Here is a 25,265-nt window from a genome sequence, read left to right as displayed (position 1 = left end):
TACCTGTGAACATACCGAATAAAATTACAATTTCACGAATTATTCTAATTCCCCTGTTTATGTTTTTTTTACTAGCGCCACTGAACTTTGGTGACCTTTTAATAGTCGGACATGAATTACCTTGGGCTCATTTATTAGGTGCATTACTTTTTATCCTCGCAGCTAGTACGGATTGGCTTGACGGGTACTATGCTAGAAAATATAACTTAGTTACAAACTTTGGGAAATTTATTGATCCACTGGCTGATAAGTTATTAATGACAGCTGCTTTAATTGCTCTTGTTCAATTAGGACTACTATACGCTTGGATCGCTATTATCATTATTAGTAGAGAATTTGCTGTAACCGGAATTCGATTAGTAGCAGCGGCCGACGGGCAGGTTATTGCAGCTAGTAATTTAGGGAAATGGAAAACAGTATTTCAAATCATTGCTGTTTCTGCATTAATGCTTCATAACTTACCATTTGCGATTATTGGGTTTCCTTTTGCGACCATTACGGTTTGGATCGCCACAATATTAACCATCGTTTCAGGTTGGGATTATTTTGTGAAAAATAAACATATTATCCTGAAATCGAAGTAACGGAGGGATTCTATTGAATGCAGAAATTATCGCAATTGGCTCTGAGCTATTATTAGGACAAATAACAAATACAAATGCCCAATTTCTTTCAAAGGAACTTGCTGGCATCGGTATAAATGTTTATTACCATACCGTTGTTGGTGACAATAGTGATAGGCTAAGAGAAGTTATTCACAATGCAAAACAACGTTCTAACTTAATCATTTTTACTGGTGGGCTCGGTCCAACAAAGGATGATCTGACAAAAGAGACAATCGCCGCGGCGGTAGGACGTTCTTTAATTATCGATAATGACGCATTATTAAATATTGAGGCTTATTTTAAACGGCGCAATCGTGTGATGTCTAAAAATAATTGTAAACAAGCGTTAGTTATCGAAGGCTCTCATGTCCTTGCAAATGAACAAGGGATGGCTCCTGGGATGGCATTTAACGAAGATGGTATATATTTTTTACTTTTACCAGGACCACCAAAAGAAATGAAGCCAATGTTTATGACATATGGTTTACCTTTTTTGTTTTCAAAGCTTGATAAAACAGCACAAATAACTTCTAGAGTATTGAACTTTTATGGAATTGGTGAGTCGCAATTAGAAACAGAACTTCTTGATTTAATTGAAGCACAATCGAATCCGACAATCGCTCCTTTGGCGAAAGATGGAGAAGTTACGATTCGCTTAACTGTAAAGCATGAAAGTAGATCCGAAGGTCTGAATTTATTAGATCAATTAGAGAAGCGAATATTGGAAAGAGTAGGGATGTTTTTCTATGGTTATGACGACACTACTTTATCTAAAGAAGTAGCGAGGATCTTGAACGAACAAAAGCTAACACTCGCAGCTGCCGAGAGTATTACTGGGGGCTTATTTTCAAGTGAATTAACGATAAACCCGGGTACTTCTGCCATTTTTAAAGGTGGAATTATTTGTTACAGTAATGAAGCAAAACAAGCCCTTCTTCATGTTCCAAAGGAGATTATTGAAGAGTTTGGCGCTGTAAGTGGAGAGTGCGCGAAGTATTTGGCTGAAAACGTGAAAGAACTTTTAAATGCGCAAGTCGGTATTAGTTTTACCGGAGTAGCGGGACCAACGCAAATCGAGGATAAAGAGATAGGGACAGTTTACATAGCAATCTCAAAGGCTGGAGAAGAAACATGCATTTATCCTCTAAAACTTGCAGGGACTAGGGAACAAATTCAAGCAAGGTCAGTTAAATACGGCTTGTACTATTTATTGAAACAATTTTCTTAAAGGGGCAAAAACAATGTATTTTGATGATTTTCAAATATCGAATGATATAAAAAAAGCAATAAAAGAGATGGGTTTTGAAGCACCATCACCAATACAAGAAAAAGTAATTCCAGTCATTCTTGAAGGTGGGGATGTAATTGGACAAGCACAAACAGGAACAGGGAAAACTGCTGCATTTGGGATTCCTTTACTTGATAAAGTTTCCAATGCACCTTATGTGCAATCAATTATTCTAACACCTACTAGAGAACTAGCAATTCAAGTAGCTGGCGAATTACAAAAGTTATCAAAATTTAAACGTACTCGTACGTTACCAATTTATGGTGGGCAATCGATTGGACATCAAATTCGTGCACTGAAACAAGGTGTCCATGTTGTGATTGGTACACCCGGACGTGTATTAGACCATCTCCGTCGTAAAACGTTAAAATTAGATAAAGTTCATACAGTTGTTTTAGACGAGGCAGATGAAATGCTAGACATGGGCTTTGTCGAAGACATTGAAATGATCTTAAAAGAAGTAAATGGTGAGCGCCAGACTCTACTATTTTCAGCTACAATGCCACATGAGATTGTTAAGTTGTCGCGTAAATACATGAACCAACCGCAGATTGTTTCAATTAATAAAGGTGAAGTAACGGCGCCATTGATTGATCAAGTATATTTCAAAGTATTAGAGAAAAACAAATTAGATTCTCTATGTAGAATTATTGATAGTGAAGAAATTGATTTGGGTATCCTATTTTGTCGCACAAAAAAAGGTGTAGCTGAATTAGCAGAAGCTCTTCAAGCTAGGGGATATATGGCTGATGGCCTTCATGGAGACTTGACACAAATGCAACGCGACAGTGTAATGAAGAAGTTCCGTGAGTCTACCATTGAATTTTTAATTGCTACAGATGTTGCAGCGCGCGGAATTGATGTCGATAATGTTACTCACGTCATTAATTACGATATTCCTCAAGATCCGGAAAGTTATGTCCACCGCATCGGTCGAACAGGACGTGCAGGTAGAAAAGGATTAGCTTTAACATTAGTGACGCCACGGGAAATGAAACATTTACGTTCGATTGAATCGGAAATTAAGATGGCTATTCCTTCTCAGGATATTCCGACAATTGAGGATGTGGTTGAAAAGCAACAAGAATTGTGGAAACAACAGCTTATTTCAATTATTGAAGCGAATGAAGAGCTCTCATTTTTTGAGCCACTAGTTAACGAAATGCTTAGCAAGTATTCAGCTGAAAAAGTTACAAGTGCGCTTATGAAGGTTGCCTTCCATCGCGAGTTTAATGTCGAAGATGATAGCTACAACTTTGGTGATACCGGTGCTGCTAAAGGAATGGTTCGTTTCTTTATCAATGTCGGTAGAAACGTCCAATTAACACCGAAAATAATTATTGATGAAGTATCTGAGCTTGTTGGCATTCCAACCAAATCGCTGGGTAGAATAGACATTTTTGAAAACTTTACGTTTATTGAGGTTCCTGAAGAAGTAGCTCCTTTCGTCTATGAAGCATTACGCTACTCGCGGTTAAACGGCGCTAGGGTCAACTTAGAGCCAGCAAAGCCAAGACCAAAAAGAGAAAAGAATTTTAATCGACCCTAATAAAAAAACAAGAGGCTGACTCCTCTAGATAAAGTCGTTGACCGTGAGAACAATTTTTTCTATCTCATTAAACTTACTTTATACTATAGGTTGTTAGTCTCTTGTTTTTTTGTTTGAAAACTTTTTTTGGGATCGAACTATTATCAACAATTCATTAGGACATGAAAACAATTTTCTAGAAGATACCGCTGGATTTCCTTGAACGAGCCTCTAAAAATCTTTAGAGTTATACAGCGAAGCGAAAGGTAATCAAGCGACTTTTCATTGAAGTTGGTGGCGCTTGGTTTTCTCTGTTATATAGGTTTCGATGTGATCTAAAAATAAAAAAAATAAAAAAAGACGAATAAATGTTCGGAAAACTATTGGCAAATCTCAAAAAACAAGTTATGATATTGATATAGGTTTTTGATTAGATAAATAATTATATTTTAAGATAGATACAAGGAGAGATGAAACAATGGGTGATCGTAAAGCAGCATTAGATATGGCGTTACGCCAAATCGAGAAACAATTTGGAAAAGGTTCAATTATGAAGTTAGGTGAACAAGCCGGACAAAGGGTTTCTACAACTTCTAGTGGATCATTAGCATTAGATATTGCTCTAGGAGTAGGTGGCTATCCTAAAGGAAGAATTATCGAAATTTACGGTCCAGAATCTTCGGGTAAAACAACAGTGGCGCTTCATGCGATTGCCGAAGTACAACGCCAAGGTGGACAAGCAGCATTTATTGATGCAGAGCATGCACTAGATCCTATCTATGCTCAAAAGCTAGGTGTAAATATTGATGAGTTACTATTATCACAACCTGATACTGGGGAACAGGCGTTAGAAATAGCCGAAGCGTTGGTTCGTAGTGGCGCAGTAGATATTCTTGTTATTGACTCAGTAGCAGCTCTTGTACCAAAAGCTGAGATCGAAGGTGAAATGGGTGATAGTCACGTTGGTCTTCAAGCGCGTTTAATGTCACAAGCGTTAAGAAAGCTTTCTGGTGCAATTAATAAATCAAAAATTATAGCGATCTTTATTAACCAAATTCGTGAAAAAGTAGGGGTAATGTTTGGAAACCCTGAAGTGACACCAGGTGGACGTGCTCTAAAATTCTATTCGTCAGTTCGTTTAGAGGTTCGTAGAGCAGAAGTTCTGAAGCAAGGAAATGACATGGTTGGTAACAAAACAAAAATAAAAGTCGTAAAGAATAAAGTTGCGCCACCATTTAAACAAGCAGAAGTTGATATTATGTACGGAGAAGGGATTTCTCGAGAAGGTTCTATCTTAGATATTGGATCAGAACTAGACATTGTTTTAAAAAGTGGTGCTTGGTATTCATATAATGAAGAGCGTTTAGGGCAAGGTCGAGAAAATGCTAAGCAATTTTTAAAAGAAAATCCGGATTTAACAACGGCAATTGAGACAAAAATCCGTGAACATTATGGATTAAACGGTGAGATTAAGGTCGATGCGCCAACTGATGATGAATTTGATGATTTACCATTAGATTTAAAATAACAATAATTAAGAATGACTCAAGCTAAACCCTACTTCTTTTCATTGCAATCGAAGAAGTGGAGGAATGCGTGGTCATTCTTTTCTCTTTTTTAGGAATAAATCGAAATTTTAAAGGTTGATGTATGAAAATTCAAAAAGGGTGTTTAGAACTTATGAATGTTGACAAAGCTTGACAATAACAGCATCCAATTATACAATTGTTAAGAATACCCGCATTTTACTAAATGGCTATTTTTTTTATTTTATAAGAAAAGTATCCGGTGCTGGATGTGCACACCTTAATACGAATGTAAAAATGATGTATGATGAAAACCCAACAATTAGATAGCAAGGGGAGGTGAAAGTATGCAAATTAACATTTACGTGTTCATCTTCATTTTGCTTGTCTCTGCAGCAATTAGTGCAGTTGTTGGATATCTTGTTCGAAAATCCATTGCAGAAGCGAAAATTTCTAGTGCGGAACATGCAGCTAAGCAAATTGTTGAAGAAAGTAAACGTGAAGCTGATCGACTTAAGAAGGAAGCTGTCCTTGAGGGGAAAGATGAAATTCATAAATTACGTCAAGATGCAGAACGTGATGTTCGTGAACGAAGAAATGAGATTCAAAAACAAGAGAATCGTTTGGTTCAAAAAGAAGAGATCCTTGATCGAAAAGGTGAAACCTTAGATAAAAAAGAGGTATCATTGGAAAAGCGAGAGGAAGCTCTCACCAAAAAACAACGACATATTGAAGAGATGGATAGCAAAGTGGAGGAACTCGTACAAAAACAGCAAGCTGAGCTTGAACGTATTTCAGGATTTACTAGAGATGAAGCTAGAGAAATCATTATGAAAGACGTAAAAGATGAGTTAACTCACGAAACAGCTTTGATGGTTAAAGAAATGGTTACTCGGGCAAAAGAAGAAGCTGATAAGAAAGCGAAAGAAATCGTTTCACTTGCGATTCAGCGCTGTTCAGCAGATCATGTTGCTGAAACAACCGTCTCTGTCGTAACTCTTCCAAACGATGAAATGAAGGGAAGAATTATTGGACGAGAAGGTCGTAACATACGTGCCCTTGAAACATTAACTGGTATTGATCTCATTATTGATGATACACCGGAGGCAGTAATTCTTTCCGGATTTGATCCAATTAGAAGGGAAATTGCCCGTACCGCTCTTGAAAAGTTAGTTCAGGATGGAAGAATTCATCCAGCTCGTATTGAAGAAATGGTTGACAAGTCAAGACGTGAAGTTGATGAAATGATTAGAGAGTATGGAGAGCAAACCACGTTTGAAATCGGAATTCATGGTTTACATCCAGACCTAATCAAAATTCTCGGAAGACTTAAGTTCAGAACGAGTTATGGACAAAATGTTCTAAAGCATTCTATCGAAGTTGCTCAATTAGCCGGAATTATGGCTGCTGAATTAGGAGAAGATGTTCAACTGGCAAAAAGAGCAGGACTTCTTCATGATATTGGTAAAGCAATTGATCACGAGGTAGAAGGAAGCCATGTAGAAATTGGTGTCGAATTAGCAGTGAAATATAAGGAACATCCAGTTGTTATTAATAGTATTGCATCCCACCATGGTGATACAGAAGCAACATCTATTATTGCAAGCCTTGTGGCAGCTGCAGACGCTCTTTCCGCTGCGCGACCAGGTGCTAGACGTGAAACTCTTGAGACGTATATTCGTCGCTTAGAGAAGCTAGAAGAGATATCTGAGTCGTTTGATGGTGTCGAGAAAACGTTCGCCATCCAAGCAGGTCGTGAAGTGAGAATTATGGTTAAGCCAGAATTAATTGATGATACTGATGCTTACCGATTAGCAAGAGACATTACCAAGAGAATTGAAGAAGAACTTGACTACCCTGGTCACATTAAAGTTACTGTCATTCGTGAAACCAGAGCAGTTGAGTATGCAAAATAAAGTGGCTTTTGCCACTTTATTTTTTTTCCGAAGAAATCAATCAGTCTTTGCGCTTTTTAAGACTATTTGATACAATCCAAGACAAAAGTACATATAGAGGTGTAATTTAATGAAAATTTTATTTATTGGTGATGTCGTAGGTTCTGCTGGAAGGGACATGCTTGCAACGTACTTGCCAAAACTAAAGCAAAAATACAAACCAACAGTTACGATTGTAAATGGAGAAAATTCTGCCTCTGGAAAAGGCATAACAGAAAAAATTTATAAGCAAATTCTTGATTTAGGTGCTCAAGCTGTTACGCTAGGAAACCACACTTGGGATCAACGGGAACTGATTGAAGTTATTGATTATTGTCCAAATCTAGTCCGGCCTGCTAATTTTCCCGAAGGAGTTCCTGGTCAGGGTTATACAATTGTAAAAGTAAACCAATTAGAAGTTGGTGTCATTAATATTCAAGGGAGAACGTTCTTACCACCTTTAGATTGTCCGTTTAAAAAAGTTGATGAATTGATCGCGATCGTCAAGAAAAGAACGCCAATCATTTTTGTTGACTTTCATGCTGAAGCTACAAGTGAAAAACAGGCGATGGGTTGGTATTTGGATGGGAGGGTCACTGCGGTTATTGGAACACATACCCACGTTCAAACGGCTGACCATCGTATTTTGCCTAACAAGACAGCCTATATGACTGATGTCGGAATGACAGGTCCCTATGATGGTATTTTAGGGATGGAACGGGGCGCAGTTTTAAATAAGTTCTTAACAAGTCTGCCTGTAAGATTTGAAGTTGCAAAAGGACGGGAACAATTAAATGGCGTTATTATTACTGCCGATTCAAATACTGGTGCTGCACAATCGATTTCTCCGATTATTATAAATGAAGACCACCCATTTTTTGATTAAGCTTTGAGTATTTCTATTTGCTAATCGTCTGCAAGCCACTGTTTATTTCTTACTAGTTAGTGTTTTTGTGCGTTTTCGCTAGTATAGAATAGGTATGTCTGAATAGCTCATTTGTGGCTTGCAGATTTTGATATAAAAACTCCTCTGATGTGGAATATCACGTTTAATTTTGAATATATACAGAACAAGGCATATATTCTGGGAGCACAGACAACGAACAAAACAACGCTTTTATTCCCTATTAATTAAACAAGTTTGACATTGAGGAGGTTCAAAGAAATGGAAGTATTAAAAGTTTCAGCAAAATCTAATCCTAACTCAGTAGCTGGTGCCCTTGCAGGTGTAATTCGAGAACGAGGTGCTGCAGAAATTCAAGCAATTGGTGCAGGGGCCTTAAACCAATCGATTAAAGCAGTTGCGATTGCTAGAGGATTTGTAGCCCCAAGTGGAATCGACTTAATCTGTATTCCAGCATTTACTGACATAAAAATTGATGGTGAGGAACGAACGGCAATAAAGTTAATCATAGAACCAAGATAGGTTAAATGAGGCTGTCCCAAGCATAGTATCAGTCACCTCGTCTACAATAAATGGAGTGTAAAAATATCCTCCTCTATTTATTGTAACAAGCCGAGGTTTTCTGACACTCATGGGACAGTCTCATTGTTATGTAACGCAGCTATTTAGAGATCCGTTGGTGTTGGTAAAATCTAATAAATGCAAATTTCTATTTTTTTGTTGCAGGATTTTGTATAATAGTGGTGAAGTCATACTATGTGACATATTCTAAAGTGGAGTGATGCTATGGTCTAGTAATGACGGATTTCAGTATTTAATAAAATTTATTTGAAACCGCTTACAATTAATCTGCGCTAACGGACTTTTTTATGAGATTTTAAGGAGAGTTATCCTCTATTTACTGTAACGAAGTTTAACATTAAAAAAATAAAGTTTAATACATAATTTTTCACCTATAAAAAATCAAGAAATTATACCGTATATTGGCGAGTGTAGTTGTTGTACCAATGCTTTACTATAAGCACATATTCACTACTAGAAATGAAGTTAAAAATAGTTTTATTTAATTCAGAATTCATTGAAGATATTGCTTGATTTTTCCGTATTTTAGGTCTATCATTGTAATCGTTCGAACTATTAACAAATTTGTCACATTTTATTCTAGATTTACAATGTAATAGTGACATTAGAAATTGTCATTTACCAAAAGGGGTGGAGAGCATGATCAATCAACTTTCCTGGAAAGTTGGAGGACAACAAGGGGAAGGTATCGAAAGTACCGGTGAAATATTTGCAATAGCACTAAATCGATTAGGCTATTATCTTTATGGTTACCGTCACTTTTCTTCTCGTATTAAAGGTGGTCACACAAACAATAAGATTCGTGTAAGTACACATGCAATTAACTCAATTTCCGATGATTTAGATATACTAGTTGCGTTCGATCAGGAAACGATCGATGTAAACATTCATGAATTGAGAGATGGCGGTGTTGTTATCGCTGACTCTAAATTCAGCCCAAAGCTACCTGAAGGGTCAAAAGGAACTTTGTATGCGGTTCCATTTACAGATATCGCTAGTGAATTAGGAACGTCATTAATGAAAAACATGGTAGCTGTTGGTGCATCAAGTGCAATTCTTGGATTAGATCCTAATGCGTATCGTGAAGTAGTCGAAGAAATCTTTTCTCGTAAAGGTAGTTCAGTTGTCGAAAAGAATATGGAAGCAATTAAACAGGGGGCTTCTTATTTAGTAGAGGCCGCAGGCGAGCAAATTTTGTCTCTTGAATTAGGAAAAGCTGATGGGAAAAAACGGATGTTTATGATTGGTAACCATGCAATTGCTATGGGAGCTCTTGCTGGTGGAGCAAGATTCATGCCTGCTTATCCGATCACGCCAGCTTCTGAAATAATGGAATATTTAACAAAGAGATTACCTGAATTTGGTGGAACTGTAATTCAAACTGAAGATGAAATATCAGCTTGTACAATGGCAATTGGTGCCAATTATGCAGGTGTAAGAACGTTAACTGCTTCAGCAGGGCCAGGATTATCGCTGATGATGGAAGCAATTGGCTTAGCGGGAATTACTGAAATTCCATTAGTCATTGTCAATACACAACGCGGTGGTCCAAGTACGGGGTTACCTACAAAACAAGAACAGTCAGACTTAATGGCGATGATTTACGGCACACATGGAGAAATCCCAAAAGTCGTCATTGCACCTAGTACTGTTGAAGAAGCATTTTATGATAGCGCAGAAGCGTTTAATATCGCCGAAGAATATCAATGTCCAGTCATCCTCCTGACAGATTTAGCTTTATCTTTAGGAAAACAAACAGTTGAGCCGCTTAATTACGATCGTCTCCAAATTCGTAGAGGAAAGCTTGATTTAAATGCTGAACTTCCTGATTTAAATGGAGAGTACTTCAAACGTTATGAAGTTACAGAAGATGGTATTTCACCACGTGTTATTCCTGGAATGAAAAACGGTATCCACCATGTTACAGGTGTAGAACACAATGAGCAAGGAAAGCCATCTGAAGATCCAACAAATCGTATTAATCAAATGAACAAGCGTTTAACGAAGCTTAATACATTGCATAAGCATTTTCCAAACCCGATTTTTGCGAATGCGCCTCATGAGGAAGCAGATTTACTAGTCATTGGTTTCAACTCAACAAGAGGAACAATTGAAGAGATCTTGCCTCGCTTCGAAAAAGACGGTTTGAAAGTAAATCATGCACAAGTACGTTTATTGCATCCGTTTCCAGTTGACGAGCTAAAGCCATTAATGGATAAGGCTAAAAAAGTAGTTGTTGTTGAAAATAACGCGACTGGACAACTTGCGCAAATTATTAAGATGAATGTTAGTAACGCAAAGTTAGAAAACATTCTAAAGTTTGACGGAAATCCATTCCTGCCATCAGAAATTTATAATCAATGCAAGGAGTTGTTATAAATGTCTACATTTAAAGACTTCCGAAATAATATCAAACCTAACTGGTGCCCAGGGTGTGGAGACTTTTCAGTTCAAGCGGCTATTCAAAGGGCTGCAGCAAACGTAGGACTTGAGCCAGAAAACCTTGCCGTTGTTTCTGGGATTGGCTGTTCGGGCCGTATCTCAGGCTACATTAATTCCTATGGGTTCCATGGAATTCACGGACGTTCGTTACCAATTGCCCAAGGTGTGAAAATGGCAAACCGTGACTTAACAGTCATTGCTTCTGGTGGAGATGGTGATGGTTTTGCGATCGGTATGGGTCACACGGTTCATGCGATCAGAAGAAATATCGATATTACATATATCGTTATGGATAACCAAATTTACGGTCTCACAAAAGGCCAAACATCACCTAGAAGTGAAATGGGCTTTAAAACGAAGAGTACACCAACAGGTTCCATTGAGTCTGCGATCGGTATTATGGAGTTAGCCATTTCTGCTGGAGCAGGATTTGTTGCTCAAAGCTTTTCAAGTGATTTAAAAGAATTAACATCAATTATTGAACAAGGTATTAACCATAAAGGCTTTTCATTCATTAACGTATTTAGTCCATGCGTAACGTTTAACAAAGTTAATACGTACGAATGGTTTAAAGAAAATATTGTTAAGTTAAGTTCGATTGAAGGCTATGACCCTACAAATCGAGCCCAAGCTGTCAACACATTAATGGAACATAATGGTTTAGTGACAGGGTTAATTTATCAGAATAAAGAGAGACCTTCTTATGAGCAGCTAGTTCATGGCTTTAAAGAAACGCCTTTAGTTAATCAAGATCTTTCTCTAGGCAAAGAAACTTTTGACGAATTATTAACTGAGTTTATGTAAAATTTTTATATAAGGAAAGGTGTTCTTAAGAGGAACACCTTTTCCTATGTCAAATTTTTTTTAATCATAAACCGAATCCATTGTTATAGCTAGTAGTTGTCGTTGGATTTCCTTGTAGGAGCCTCTGAAATTCGTTAGAGTTTTACAGCGAAGAGAAAGGGGAGCCAGCGACTTTTCATTGAGCTGGTGGCAGCATCGTTTTTATGAAAGTTGCTTAAGTTGTCGCTGAAGTTCCTAGAACGAGCCTCTAAAATTCGTTAGAATTTTACAGCGAAGAGAAAGGGAATTCAGCGACTTTTATTGAAGCTATTGAGTTTAGAAGCAGAACCCTTTATACTAGACTATTGGTACGTAAATTAAGTAAAAGGAGATAATGCTATGAATGAACAACAAAAAAAGCAAATGACAATAAATATAGAACCTTCTTCTGCGGACAAAAAATCCGAACAGAAGAATAAAGATTTTGGTCAATACTTTCAAACGACATATACACAACCGAGTTTAAAAGATGCAAAACGTCGTGGCAAAGAAGATGTACAAGTTCACTATGATTTTGATATTCCAGAAGAGATGCGAGGTCTAGGAAATGGTAAAAAGTTTCTAGTTCGCACTTACGGCTGTCAAATGAATGAACACGATTCAGAGAATATGGCAGGAATATTGCTAGACATGGGATTTGAACCAACGTCAAGCACTGAAGATGCAGATGTGATCTTGCTAAATACTTGTGCAATTCGCGAAAATGCCGAAAATAAAGTTTTTGGAGAAATCGGTCACCTAAAACCTTTGAAAATTGAGAAACCAGGGCTAGTCATTGGTGTTTGTGGGTGCATGTCACAAGAAGAATCTGTCGTAAACAGAATTTTAAAGAAGCACCAGCATGTTGATTTAATATTCGGTACACACAACATTCATCGTCTCCCACACTTATTAAAAGATGCCATTTTTAATAAAGAGATGGTTGTCGAGGTATGGTCAAAAGAAGGCGATATTATCGAGAATATGCCTCGTGCGCGTCGTGGTCAGTTACAAGGCTGGGTAAACATTATGTATGGCTGTGACAAGTTTTGTACGTACTGTATCGTACCTTATACGCGAGGGAAAGAAAGAAGCCGTCTTCCTGAAGACATTATTGCTGAAGTTCGTGATTTAGCTCGCCTCGGCTATAAAGACATTACGTTATTAGGACAAAATGTTAATGCCTATGGAAAAGACTTTGCTGATGTGAACTATGGTCTTGGTGATCTAATGAATGAAATTCGGAAAATTGATATTCCAAGAATTCGATTTACGACGAGTCATCCACGTGATTTTGATGACCATCTAATCGAAGTACTTGCGCAAGGGGGAAACCTTGTCGAACATATTCATCTACCAGTTCAAAGTGGGAATACAGAAATATTAAAATTAATGGCAAGAAAATATACACGAGAACAATATGTTGAATTAGCTAATAAAATTAAAGAGAAAGTTCCAAATGCAACTCTTACTACCGATATTATCGTTGGGTTTCCAAACGAAACTGAGGAACAGTTCCAAGATACCTTATCGCTTATGAAAGAGATCGAGTATGATAGTGCATATTCATATATTTACTCACCTAGAGAAGGTACTCCTGCAGCTAAAATGGAGGATAATGTCCCACTAGAAGTGAAGCGAGATCGACTACAAAGATTAAATGATGTCATTAACGAATTGTCGGCAATGAAGAATAAGCAACTAGAAGGAACAATTGTAGAAGTTCTTGTTGAAGGTGAAAGTAAGAAAAACCCTGATATTCTTTCAGGACGAACGCGAACAAATAAACTTGTCAATTTTGCGGGAGATAGATCTATTATTGGAGAGATTGTTCATGTTAAAATAATAGAAGCAAAAACTTGGTCGCTAAATGGCCAAGTAGTTGAAAATGCAGAGGTGAAAGCATAATGGCGAAAACATATACTAAAGATGAAATTATCGCAAAAGCAGAAGAGATTGCGAAAATGATTGCAGAAACGGAAGAAGTTGAATTCTTTAAACGTGCCGAATTGCAAGTTAACGAAAACATAAAAGTACAACAGTTGATTAGTCAAATTAAACGTACCCAAAAAGAAGCTGTAAACTTAGAACATTACGGCAAGGGTGAAGCTCAAAAAAAGGCAGATCAAAAAATTGATGAGCTTCAAGATGAATTAGATGAAATCCCATTAGTAAAAGAATTTAAACAAAGCCAACTTGATGTAAATGCATTGTTACAACTCGTAGCCACTACGATTACGAACACAGTAACTGATGAAATAATTAAATCAACTGGTGGGGATCTTCTTAGAGGAACGACAACTAAAAAATAAAATGAAGGTGTCGAGAAGACAACTTTAGATAACTAAAACTAGCTCGCAGCTTAATTAACGTTAAGTTTTGCGAGCTAGTTTTTTAGTATAGATAAAATTTCACGTACCGTACTAGAATGACTAAAAGTTTTAAGCATGAATCGAAGAATTCTTCCATATATATGAATGAAAAAGCAAAGGAAATTTTCACAACTAAGAATGTTTTCTCATATGCTTTAATATCTATGTAATATGGAAATAATAGAATAATTTTGTAGTTTGAAAGAAAAGGAGAAAAATTAACACGATGTCCTATTTTATAGGCTAAGTTAAGATTTCTAACTTTATTCCCAAATTGTTAGCACAATAGTCATTTGTCTTGCATAGGATGAGAGTGAAGACTGTTTGGGGGGAGCTTTTATAATTTGTAAATGCTCCGCGGAGAACAACCAATTGTTTGAGGAGGGTAAAAACAAATGTCACAAACAGAAAATGGATTAAACTACAGAGAGATTATAACAAAAGCCGTTTGTGGAAAAGGGAGGAAATTCTCACAGACTAGTCATACGATACGCCCTTCCCATAAGCCGTCAAGTATTTTAGGGTGCTGGATTATTAACCATAAGTATGAAGCGGAAAAAAAGGGAGACTGCATTGAAATTCGTGGAAGTTACGACGCTAATATTTGGTTTTCTTACAGTAACAATACGAAGACTGAAGTTGCTACAGAAACTGTTACTTATACGGATGTAGTTCCACTAACTTTACAAGACAAAAACGTCTTAAGTGATGATTTAGAAGTAATTGCAAGAGCGATTCAACAACCGAATACGCTTGAGGCTACAATTGCTCCTAATGGAACAAGTGTCATTGTTCAAGTAGAGCGAGAGTTTTTAGTAGAAGTCATTGGTGAAACAAAAGTTTGCGTTTATGTAAATCCAGACGGAATTTCTGATGATCTTGATGCTAAAACTTGGGACTATGATGTAGAAGATGAAGAATTTGAAGATTTGGACCCTAATTTCTTAACTGGCGAATTAGAAGAATAGTCTTGGTAGGAAGAAGTTTACTTCTTCCTATTTTTTATCTTTACCGAGGTTTAAGCTTTCAGAGTTAAGGTGGGAAGGAGTCTTCTAATGAATTTAGAAAATGAGATTAACAGTTTTCATAGAAGGATTAATTATAAATTAGTGCAACAACCTATAATGTCGCTAGAAAATCATCTGATTAAAGTTTCAAGAAACTTTGCTAATAGAAGAACAATGCTGAAGGTGAGGGCTTTTCACTATACAATCTTATCTGCAAAACGAAGCGATTTTAATTCCCCTTTATTGACTAAATCAAAACCTATTTGGGAAGAGACCGACCAAAAGTCTTTTTATTATGAACAAGAACTAAAAGATTTTGCCCTTCATTGCTTATATTTGACAAATACACCACTTGGGGAGTGTATTGTTCAGCGCTGTAGTAAAAAAGGTGTACAAGTTGTTCAGTTACAGAGTCTTACTGTAGAGCAACTTACCTATAGTGAACAGGAGTATTTAGCAGCTTATATTAGAAATTCCCATAAAGATGACCAAGTCACATTCGGTGCAGACTTGGAATTGATGCTCCGAAATAACAAAACATTTAAGTTTATGAACGGTCATTTGCTAAAAAATATGCAATTTGGATATGACGATGCGATTGCAATCCATAAAAATCGCGTTGCTCACCCGATATTCGAGATCCGTCCTAAACCAGCTTCCAAAATTGAGGATTTACATAATCACTTAATGATCCTATTTCAGAAATTTAAAAGGCAAACCCAAATTTTCGACTTGCAGATTATTACGGATCCAAACCCGTTTGGCCGCTTTTTTCTTGGTGGACATATTCATTTTGGTAATACTCCATTTACGTTTCAACATGTACGACTGTTAGATCAATATGTGGCAATCCCCTATGCTCTCGCGGATAAAAACCCATCCTTTGAGCGTAGAACTAGCTATGGAATGCTTGGTGCTGTTAGGAAAAATCAATACAACGGTTTTGAATACAGAGTTTTGCCAACGTGGTTTCACATCATTCCAAGTTGCTTACCACTGCTACTTTGGATTGAATATTTAATCACGAATGCTCATCATATAGAGACATTAGAACTAAATAGGGCTAGTGTAACTAGCTATTACAATAAAGACCATCAAAATTATCAATTAGATCAATGGGAAAAGGATAATAAAAAAAAATTTGCAGAAAAAAAAGGAGAGAGGCTCTTTGAACCTTTTGTCTCTTATCTTAAAAAACTTTGAAATACTCGAGAAATCCCCTATCAGTATGGTATACTATTAACTATTGAAGACTAAGACATGGGGGTAAAATCAATGGCAGAACATACGCCTATGATAAAACAATATTTAGCAATAAAGGCACAATACATCGATGCCTTTTTATTTTTTCGCTTAGGAGATTTTTATGAGATGTTTTTTGACGATGCGAAGCTTGCATCGAAAGAACTAGAAATAACGTTAACTAGTCGTGGAACAGGAGCCGATAGTGAGCGAATCCCGATGTGTGGGGTACCATATCATGCAGCCGAGCAATACATTCAGCAATTAATAGAAAAGGGCTACAAGGTAGCACTATGCGAGCAAACAGAAGATCCAAAACACGCAAAGGGCGTTGTGAGACGTGAAGTTGTAAAATTAATTACTCCAGGAACTGTAATGGAAGGGAAAATCATTCAGGATAAAGAAAATAATTATATTGCTTCAGTCACTGATTTTGGCGATGAAACTTACGGCTTAGCGCTCACCGACTTAACAACTGGGGAAAATTTTGTTACGATCCTGGGTGGAAGTTGGCAAGATGTTATTAATGAAATTGCTACCTCTGGAGCAAAGGAGATTATTTTTGCGACCAATCATTGTGAAGAGAAAATTAAACAATTGTTGCAACAAATCCAAGTAACTTCCTCATATGAGGATAGTGATCAACCGCCTGAGTCGTTTTTGCCGCTATGTGATGAACTTGGGCAACGAAAACTAATCCAGACGTTTGGGCGTTTAAGTTCTTATTTGGTTCGAACACAAAAACGTTCATTAGATCATTTACAACCAGTTGTGTATTATACTCCAACTGACTTTATGAGACTTGATCTTCATTCTAAACGGAATTTGGAGCTAATTGAAACCATCCGTGATAAGAAAAAGAAAGGTTCACTTTTATGGTTACTAGATAAGACTGTAACAGCAATGGGTGGAAGATTATTAAAACAATGGCTAGAACGCCCCTTATTAAATAAGAAGCAAATTGAACAGCGTTTAAACATGGTAGAAACGCTCCTGAATCAGTTTTTCGAAAGGGAAGAATTACGGGAATTACTAAAAGAGGTCTATGACTTAGAACGTCTTGCCGGGAAAGTTGCTTATGGAAATGTAAATGCTCGCGAGCTAGTGCAATTGAAGCGGTCTTTACAGCAAATTCCTAAAATTGTCTCTACCGTTATTGAATTGAATAATCCTTATGGTCAGGAACTAGTCAAAGATATTGATTTGTGTGAAGAACTTTTTACGATCCTGCAAACTGCACTAAAAGAAGATCCACCTATATCAATCAAGGAAGGTGGAATTATCCGAGATGGGTATAACGAACAACTTGATCAATATCGTTATGTAAGCCGTAACGGAAAGAGTTGGATTACTGAACTAGAACAACAAGAACGACAAGCGACTGGAATTAAGTCTTTAAAGGTAGGGTACAACAAAGTCTTTGGTTATTATATTGAAGTAACAAGAGCTAACCTCGTAAACCTACCTGAAGGTCGTTATGAAAGGAAGCAAACTCTTTCTAATGCAGAAAGATTTATTACACCAGAGCTTAAGGCAAAAGAAACGTTGATCCTTGAAGCCGAAGAAAAAATTGAACAACTTGAATATGACTTGTTTTTGCAAATTCGCGAAAATGTTAAACAGTACATTTCTAAACTTCAATATGTTGCAAAAAAGATTAGTGAGCTAGATTGCTTACAAAGCTTTGCTCAAGTTAGTGAAGAAAATCATTATACAAAGCCAGAATTTAATGAAGATCGGCAAATTTCAATCGTAGATGGCCGTCATCCTGTTGTTGAAAAAGTCCTTCGTACAGGAGAATATGTTCCTAATGATGTGATCATGAACGAAGAAAGGGAAGTTCTCTTAATTACTGGACCTAACATGGCTGGTAAAAGTACGTATATGCGTCAATTAGCACTTATTTCAATCTTAGCTCAAATTGGCTGCTATGTTCCTGCTAGTTCTGTTAAAGTTCCAATTTTTGACCAAGTATTTACGAGAATAGGAGCAGCGGATGATCTTGCTAGTGGACAGAGTACATTTATGGTGGAGATGTTAGAAACGAAAAATGCAATTTCTAAAGCAACCCAAAACAGTTTAATTTTATTAGACGAAATTGGGAGAGGTACATCAACCTATGATGGAATGGCATTAGCCCAGGCGATCATCGAGTATATCCATGAAGAAGTCGGAGCTAAAACTTTATTCTCCACCCATTATCATGAGCTAACAGTACTTGAAGATGAGCTTTCTTCCTTAAAAAATGTTCATGTAAGTGCGATTGAGGAAAATGGGAAAGTTGTCTTTTTACACAAAGTAATAGATGGACAAGCTGATAAAAGTTATGGGATATATGTAGCTGAACTAGCAGAATTACCTAAGCAGGTCATCTCTAGAGCAAAAACAATTTTAGTAACATTGGAAAAACAGTCAGTGTTCAAACAAAGCGTCGAAACAGAAACGCCAATTCAATTATCTCTATTTGCCGAAGCGACAGAAGTCTCAAAAAAACATGCGAAAGCAAGTGTGAGTGATGATGAAAAGAAAGTGATAGCTTCATTAAAAAAATTAGATATATTGAACATTACTCCTATTGAAGCGATACAGAAACTGAATGAATTGCAAAAAAAGCTAAAATAGTTGAAACATAGAAAAAGGTGAATTCCCATGGCCAAAATCATTAAACTAGATGAAAATTTATCAAATAAAATAGCCGCAGGTGAAGTAGTTGAACGACCAGCATCGATTGTAAAAGAGTTAGTTGAAAATTCGATCGATGCCAACAGTACGACAATCCACATCGAAATTGAAGAAGGTGGGTTACAAAAAATTCGCATAGTTGATAATGGCGATGGAATTGAAGCCGAAGATTGTTTGCTTGCCTTTCACCGCCATGCGACTAGTAAAATCCGCACCGATAAAGATTTATTTCGAATTCGTACGTTAGGTTTTCGTGGTGAAGCATTACCTAGTATTGCATCTGTGTCGCATCTTCAATTAAAAACAAATACTGGTTCACAAGTCGGGACTGTCCTTGTTATTGAAGGTGGTAAAATCGTTGAACATGGTTCAGCATCTAGTCGAAAAGGTACCGATATTACAATAACGAATCTTTTTTATAATACACCTGCTAGATTAAAATATTTGAAGACAATTCATACCGAGCTCGGGAATATTACTGATTATGTTTATCGTCTCGCGCTAGCCTATCCGAGTGTATCGTTTCGCCTAGATCATAATGGTAAAAAGGTGTTTTCATCTACTGGAAACGGCGACTTAAGACAGGTGATTGCGTCTATTTATGGGATAAACATTGCAAAACAAATGCTCTACTTTGAAAATTCATCCTTAGATTTTAAGATTTCAGGATATGTCTGCAAACCAGAGGTCACGAGAGCATCAAGGCAATATATGTCGACGTTTATTAACTATCGTTATATAAAAAACTTCCCATTAACGAAGGCAATCCAAGATGGCTACCATACATTATTACCGATCGGCCGCTACCCAGTAGTTGTGCTTCAAGTTGAAATGGATCCGACATTAATCGATGTAAACGTGCACCCTTCTAAATTAGAGGTAAGACTCAGTAAAGAAGACGAGCTAAATAAGCTTGTGACTGAAACGGTTAAATCAACCTTCAAACAAGTGCAATTAATTCCTGAAGTAAAGAAGCAGCTAGCAACAGAAAAAGAAAAATCAGAACAACTAGCCTTTGCTCTTGAACATCAAGTTGAAAAGACTGATACGGACAAACCTGAAGAAGAACCGCGTTTTCGAAATACAGAAAAGATGATTTTGCGAGAGACTTTAGAGCAAAAACGAGTTGAGGAAGTAGAACCAATAGTATCAATAGAGACAAGGGAAACTGTTGTAACTGAATTTGATTTTAAAAAAAGTCTTCCAGCTGAACAAGAAATGCCTCTTAGAGAACGGGTACCAGTGCTCTACCCTATTGGTCAAATGCACGGGACTTATATTCTTGCTCAAAATGACAAAGGCTTGTATATTCTTGATCAGCATGCAGCTCAAGAGCGGATTAAATACGAATATTTTCGGGAAAAGGTAAAAGAAGACCAAAAACAATTACAAGATTTATTAGTCCCAATTTCGTTTGAGTTTACAGGGTCAGAAATTGAACGTATTAAAGCGAATGAAGCAGCTCTGGAAGATTTAGGTGTTTTTATGGAACCTTTTGGTCAACACAGCTTTATCGTTCGGTCACACCCTACTTGGTTCCCAGCAGGTCTAGAGGAAGAAATTATTAAAGATATAGTCGAAGAAGTGTTAAACGGTAAGAAGGTAACACTAGGAAAGCTTCGTGAAGAGGCGGCGATATTAATGTCTTGTAAAGCGGCGATCAAAGCAAATCGCCATTTACGGAACGATGAGATGTTCAATCTTCTTGAAACGTTACGAAAATGTGAGGATCCTTTTACTTGTCCTCATGGTAGACCTATTTTTATTCACTTTACGACCTATGAAATGGAAAAAATGTTTAAGCGAATTATGTAGGTATCAAATAACCAGTTATACAATAAATAAATATTCTATATAAACAAAACTTGCGTGAATACAAATCTTAACTTTGTATTCACGCAAGTTTTTTTATGAATTGTTTCACTAAGTTTGCATGGTAACAAATAAGATACTATAATATGAGAGAAACATGGGTAGAGGTCATTATAAGAAATGTCTATTCATTCAATTAGCAAAACTATTGAATAATTATTACGTGAGACACAAGAGGAGAAATATGATTGTAACAACTTCGCTACGACCAACGGATGACATAATAGCAAGAGCCCGAATAGTATCTTTAGACCTTGATTTACCGATAATTAAGCGAGAGAAAGAATCGATTTCAACTATCCAAAATCAATATCAAAGTGACATATTTGTTGTTGCAGCTAACCGCTTATCTATTCATCAATTAGGAACAGATAAACCGACTTTTTTTCATCCTAGTTCGGCTATGTTCAGAGTTAAACGAATTTTAAGAGGTGAATCTGATCTGTTTCTACAAGCAACAAAACTGACAAGTGGTATGTCAATCCTTGATTGTACTTTAGGTCTTGCATCTGATAGTATAGTATCAAGCGTCGCGATTGGAAAATTTGGGAAAATAGTTAGTACAGAAGGAAATCGTTTTTTAGCTTATTTAGTAAGTGAAGGGCTAAGCAATTGGGACAGTGGCTTACCTGAAATGAATGAGGCTATGCGGCAAATCAGTGTGTTTTCCATTGATCACCTTGAGTACTTACGTAATGAAAAAGAGAACGCCTTTGACGTTGTTTATTTTGACCCAATGTTTGAGTCGAAAATTGATTCAGAGGGTATAAATGCAATTAGGAAGATGGCAATATATCGTTCCCTTGATGAGGAAACAATTGAGGAGGCGAAACGTGTGGCGAAAAAACGGATAGTATTGAAGGACCATTGGCAAAGTACACGTTTTGACAGGTTTAACTTCAATGTCTATAAACGTGTGACAGCTCAATTTCATTATGCGTCCATTGAATTATGATTGGTTGAAAAAGGAGTCTTTCATGAAAGAGAAGCTTGTTGTTATTGTTGGTCCTACTGCAGTAGGGAAAACGAAGTTAGGGGTCGAATTAGCAAGTAAGCTAAATGGAGAAGTCATTAGTGGCGATTCAATGCAGATTTACAAAGGAATGGACATTGGTACTGCAAAGGTATTGGCTAAAGAAATGCAAGGAGTTACTCATCATTTAATTGATATTAAGGAACCGACAGAGAGTTTTTCTGTAGCAGAATTTCAAGGTTTGGTGAAACCTCTGATTACAAAATTAAATGCAACCAATAAACTACCAATTCTAGTTGGAGGTACAGGTCTATACGTCAGTTCTGTTATTTATGACTATAATTTTCCTGATGTTCCTAGTGATCTTGATTACCGTCAAACAATGGAAGCTTTCGTAGCTAAACATGGAGTTCTAAAACTTCATGATCAACTTAAAGAAGTTGACCCAATTAGCTTTGAAACAATTCATCCTAACAATTATCGAAGAGTAATAAGGGCGCTAGAAGTGTTCCATGTAACGAATAAACCGATCCATGCTTTTCAAGAAGAGCAACCTAAAGTGAGTCAATATGATCTAGTCGTGATTGGTTTAACGATGGAACGCCATTTGTTATACGAGCGAATTAATGCTAGAGTAGATATGATGATTGAAGGAGGTCTCATTGATGAGGCGCGTAAATTGTACGAGAGTGGCGTGAAAGATTGCCAATCTGTCCAAGCAATCGGTTATAAAGAAATTTATGACTACATAGAAGGCAAAACACCAAAGGCAGAAGCGATTGATAACTTAAAACAAAACTCAAGAAGGTATGCCAAAAGGCAGCTAACCTGGTTTCGCAACAAAATGGATATTCAGTGGTTTGAATTAACCGAGACAAATTTTCAAGAAAAGATGCAAGAAATTCTCAAATTAATAGAGGAAAGACTTTAAAAAAGGCGAAATATAAAGTATAGATATTAGAGGAGGACTGTTCATGAAGCAACAATCGGTAAATATTCAAGATGTATTTTTAAATCAACTTAGAAAAGAAAGCATTCCAGTTACCGTTTTTCTTTTAAATGGATTTCAGCTAAGAGGTCTAATCAAAGGGTTTGATAACTTTACTGTCATTTTAGAAACTGAAGGAAAACAACAATTAGTTTATAAACATGCGATTTCAACATTCTCACCGCAAAAAAATGTGCCATTAAACCCAGAAGCGTAGTTTTAAGCTTAAGCACCTGTAAAGTCCTGACAAGTTAGCTTCTAGCTGAGTAACTATATGGGGCCGAATGATGAGGCTGTTTATCATTTTATATCACACTAAGGAAGCTCCCAATCCAGGGAGCTTTTTATTATATTTATTCACTTTTATAATGGAAATATTTTTTTAAAGAAATATCTGTTTTTAAACCTAATTGTCGTTGAATGGTAGAGCTTGTTTTCCCTTTTAGTATTTCAGTTAAGATATACGTATTACGCAAGTGCTGAGCTGATATTCCCTTCCTTAAACTGGCACGTTTTATTTCTTTTTGGATCATTCGCTGAACAGCGATGTCAGTCAGTTTTTTTGGCTTATTTGTTTCATAAACCCAGCGATATGTTCCTCTTTGGAAGTCAAAAGCAACAAAAAAAGGATCGTTTTCATGATAGCGAGGTCGAACGGGAATGGGTATTGTGTCATAATACTTGTACAAAACTTGTTTGTGAGCTAAAGAAAGCTTAATTGTCCTTTGATGTTCTATCGAAGCAACAGTTATCGTGTTTGTTTCAAAGTGAACCTCGTTCATTTTTAAGTTTGTAAGTTCTTGAAGACTAAGGCCGTAAAACAAAAATAAAATAAAAATAGCTTCATTACGATCGACAATGAAATGTCTAGTTTTTAGCTGGTTTTCTGATAGATCATGATTTGAGCGTAGTGATGAGAATAGCTGTTGAATTTCTTTTTCGGTCAAAAAATCATGTTTAGTCATTGTTGGTTCTTTAATATCTATTTTGTTTATCTCAAGAATTGGGTTTTTGGATAAGCCTAAGTTGTCATAATATTTATAGAGCTGATTTAAGACGGTTAAAACTCGTTTTGTTGTTCTTGGTTGATACTTTCTGTGCTCTGTTAGGATTGATAAGTATGTATAAATGTCAACGGGGGCCAACTTACTCCATGTAGCGAAAGAACGATCACCTTTTTCGATTTTGAGCCAGAAGAAAAAGTCTTCAAGATCATAGATATACCTTTTGATTGTCGAGGCTTTGCGTTGCTTATTGATTAAAGAAACTAAATAATCTTTTACAAAGCTAGGCAAAGATGTTTTATACAATTCTTCCAAACGAATCTCCTCCCTATAGTGGTATAAAGTTATTATAACAGTGTGAACCGCTAGAGGTTAATATAAATAGGCATTTGTCACCTTTTTTGAGTTTACGAGTATAATGTCATTAGAATAGAGCCCATTTAGGAACAGATAAAACTTTCACGTATCAAAATAATCGCAGTAGAACCAAACTTCTTTAGTTGAAATACTCATATTATCGTTATTAGGGTGGTGAAGCTCTTGGAAAAACCCTTGTCACTGAAGTCAAGAGGTCAAATAAACATTGTTTTAAATCAAAAAGAGTTAAAACAAAGTAATGAGTCGGCAATTGGATTTTCAGAAACTGATAGAGAAAAACACTATATACTCGAGAAAATAGAGAAAGAATTAGAAGAGCTAGTCGGCTTGAAGGAAATGAAACGATTTATTAAGGAGATTTATGCTTGGCTTTACATTAATAAGTGCCGCAAAGAACAAGGTTTGAAGGTTGGGAATCAAGTGCTTCATATGATCTTTAAAGGCAATCCGGGTACAGGGAAAACTACTGTTGCTAGACTATTAGCAAAGTTGTTTAAAGAAATGGAGGTCCTCTCTAAAGGGCATTTACATGAAGTTGAGCGAGCTGATTTAGTTGGTGAATATATCGGTCATACAGCCCAAAAAACCCGCGATTTAGTAAAAAAAGCGGTGGGAGGGATTTTGTTCATCGACGAAGCTTATTCGCTTGCTCGAGGTGGAGAAAAAGATTTTGGTAAAGAGGCGATTGATACGCTAGTAAAAGCAATGGAAGACCAGCAACATGATTTTGTGCTAATTTTAGCTGGCTACTCTCGTGAGATGGACCATTTTCTTTCTTTAAATCCCGGATTACCTTCGCGCTTTCCGATTACTGTGAAATTTCCTGACTATACGAATGATGAGCTAATTGAGATTGCTAGAAAGATGGTCAAAGATCGTGAGTATGAAATTGAGAGAGAGGCTGAGTTAAAGTTAAGGGGATATTTGCAAAGTTTAAAAGCGGAACGAAGTTTTAACTTTAGTAACGGTAGATTAATTCGCAATGTTGTAGAAAAAGCGGTAAGAGCCCAAGCGGTTAGACTATTGTATCAAGGCAAATATGATCGAAAAGCGCTGCTTACTTTAACTAAAGATGATTTTAAGGTTGATAAAAATGGAGAAGAGGGAATATAGAAT

Annotated in this window: 20 protein-coding genes; 19 read left to right on the top strand and 1 reads right to left on the bottom strand. The window is 36.7% G+C overall.

Annotated elements, in window-relative coordinates; all coding sequences use genetic code 11:
• Positions 1-5 precede the first annotated feature (5 nt).
• The 18 genes from pgsA to hfq all read left to right on the top strand — a co-directional run bounded on the left by pgsA (position 6) and on the right by hfq (position 22,984).
• A complete protein-coding gene (gene pgsA / locus ACK4M9_RS08260) occupies positions 6-584 on the top strand; it encodes a CDP-diacylglycerol--glycerol-3-phosphate 3-phosphatidyltransferase (RefSeq protein ID WP_409849296.1) in 579 nt (192 codons plus the stop codon).
• 13 nt (positions 585-597) lie between these two features.
• A complete protein-coding gene (locus tag ACK4M9_RS08255; protein ID WP_409849294.1) occupies positions 598-1,833 on the top strand; it encodes a competence/damage-inducible protein A in 1,236 nt (411 codons plus the stop codon).
• A 13-nt stretch (positions 1,834-1,846) separates the two neighbouring features.
• Complete coding sequence (locus ACK4M9_RS08250; protein WP_409849292.1) at positions 1,847-3,442, top strand: DEAD/DEAH box helicase; 1,596 nt, start codon at positions 1,847-1,849, stop codon at positions 3,440-3,442.
• 457 nt (positions 3,443-3,899) lie between these two features.
• The gene (gene recA / locus ACK4M9_RS08245) at positions 3,900-4,949 is read left to right on the top strand and encodes a recombinase RecA (RefSeq protein ID WP_409849290.1); all 1,050 of its coding nucleotides are present in this window, start codon (positions 3,900-3,902) and stop codon (positions 4,947-4,949) included.
• A gap of 345 nt (positions 4,950-5,294) precedes the next feature.
• A complete protein-coding gene (gene rny, locus ACK4M9_RS08240; RefSeq protein ID WP_409849288.1) occupies positions 5,295-6,863 on the top strand; it encodes a ribonuclease Y in 1,569 nt (522 codons plus the stop codon).
• 109 nt (positions 6,864-6,972) lie between these two features.
• Positions 6,973-7,767 (top strand): TIGR00282 family metallophosphoesterase, encoded by a 795-nt coding sequence (locus tag ACK4M9_RS08235; RefSeq protein ID WP_409849286.1) that lies wholly within the window; start codon positions 6,973-6,975, stop codon positions 7,765-7,767.
• A gap of 279 nt (positions 7,768-8,046) precedes the next feature.
• Positions 8,047-8,307, top strand: a complete 261-nt coding sequence (locus ACK4M9_RS08230; protein ID WP_261180152.1) for a stage V sporulation protein S — start codon at positions 8,047-8,049, stop codon at positions 8,305-8,307.
• A gap of 699 nt (positions 8,308-9,006) precedes the next feature.
• Entirely contained in the window at positions 9,007-10,746 is a 1,740-nt protein-coding gene (locus ACK4M9_RS08225; protein ID WP_409849284.1) for a 2-oxoacid:acceptor oxidoreductase subunit alpha, read from the top strand.
• The gene (locus ACK4M9_RS08220) at positions 10,747-11,613 is read left to right on the top strand and encodes a 2-oxoacid:ferredoxin oxidoreductase subunit beta (protein ID WP_409849282.1); all 867 of its coding nucleotides are present in this window, start codon (positions 10,747-10,749) and stop codon (positions 11,611-11,613) included.
• Positions 11,614-11,991: 378 nt separating this feature from the next.
• Positions 11,992-13,539, top strand: coding sequence for a tRNA (N6-isopentenyl adenosine(37)-C2)-methylthiotransferase MiaB (gene miaB, locus ACK4M9_RS08215; RefSeq protein WP_409849280.1), 1,548 nt, complete (start codon positions 11,992-11,994; stop codon positions 13,537-13,539).
• A complete protein-coding gene (locus tag ACK4M9_RS08210) occupies positions 13,539-13,943 on the top strand; it encodes a YlbF/YmcA family competence regulator (protein WP_409849278.1) in 405 nt (134 codons plus the stop codon). Before miaB ends, ACK4M9_RS08210 begins: the two co-directional genes overlap by 1 nt.
• A 455-nt stretch (positions 13,944-14,398) precedes the next feature.
• Positions 14,399-14,971, top strand: a complete 573-nt coding sequence (locus ACK4M9_RS08205; RefSeq protein WP_409849276.1) for an outer spore coat protein CotE — start codon at positions 14,399-14,401, stop codon at positions 14,969-14,971.
• Between the two features lie 87 nt (positions 14,972-15,058).
• Positions 15,059-16,213, top strand: coding sequence for a putative amidoligase domain-containing protein (locus tag ACK4M9_RS08200; RefSeq protein ID WP_409849274.1), 1,155 nt, complete (start codon positions 15,059-15,061; stop codon positions 16,211-16,213).
• A gap of 72 nt (positions 16,214-16,285) precedes the next feature.
• The gene (gene mutS / locus ACK4M9_RS08195; RefSeq protein WP_409849272.1) at positions 16,286-18,874 is read left to right on the top strand and encodes a DNA mismatch repair protein MutS; all 2,589 of its coding nucleotides are present in this window, start codon (positions 16,286-16,288) and stop codon (positions 18,872-18,874) included.
• Positions 18,875-18,901: 27 nt separating this feature from the next.
• Entirely contained in the window at positions 18,902-20,749 is a 1,848-nt protein-coding gene (gene mutL / locus ACK4M9_RS08190) for a DNA mismatch repair endonuclease MutL (protein WP_409849270.1), read from the top strand.
• A 241-nt stretch (positions 20,750-20,990) separates the two neighbouring features.
• Positions 20,991-21,761, top strand: coding sequence for a class I SAM-dependent methyltransferase (locus ACK4M9_RS08185; RefSeq protein ID WP_409849268.1), 771 nt, complete (start codon positions 20,991-20,993; stop codon positions 21,759-21,761).
• Between the two features lie 22 nt (positions 21,762-21,783).
• On the top strand, positions 21,784-22,710 hold the full coding sequence (miaA, locus tag ACK4M9_RS08180; RefSeq protein ID WP_409849266.1) for a tRNA (adenosine(37)-N6)-dimethylallyltransferase MiaA: 927 nt from the start codon (positions 21,784-21,786) through the stop codon (positions 22,708-22,710).
• A 43-nt stretch (positions 22,711-22,753) separates the two neighbouring features.
• On the top strand, positions 22,754-22,984 hold the full coding sequence (gene hfq / locus ACK4M9_RS08175; RefSeq protein WP_071316298.1) for an RNA chaperone Hfq: 231 nt from the start codon (positions 22,754-22,756) through the stop codon (positions 22,982-22,984).
• Positions 22,985-23,120: 136 nt separating this feature from the next.
• Here the strand turns inward: hfq and ACK4M9_RS08170 are convergent, their stop codons facing one another.
• Positions 23,121-24,086, bottom strand: coding sequence for a tyrosine-type recombinase/integrase (locus ACK4M9_RS08170; protein WP_409849264.1), 966 nt, complete (start codon positions 24,084-24,086; stop codon positions 23,121-23,123).
• Positions 24,087-24,311: 225 nt separating this feature from the next.
• On the opposite strand from ACK4M9_RS08170, the gene spoVK reads away from it, so the two are divergent.
• Positions 24,312-25,262, top strand: coding sequence for a stage V sporulation protein K (spoVK, locus tag ACK4M9_RS08165; protein ID WP_409849262.1), 951 nt, complete (start codon positions 24,312-24,314; stop codon positions 25,260-25,262).
• The last annotated feature ends 3 nt before the right edge of the window (positions 25,263-25,265 follow it).

It is taken from the genome of Anaerobacillus sp., assembly GCF_046314235.1.
Lineage (GTDB): Bacteria > Bacillota > Bacilli > Bacillales > Anaerobacillaceae > Anaerobacillus.
Note: the sequence above shows the minus strand (reverse complement) of the source record. Positions and strands in the feature narration are given on the sequence as shown.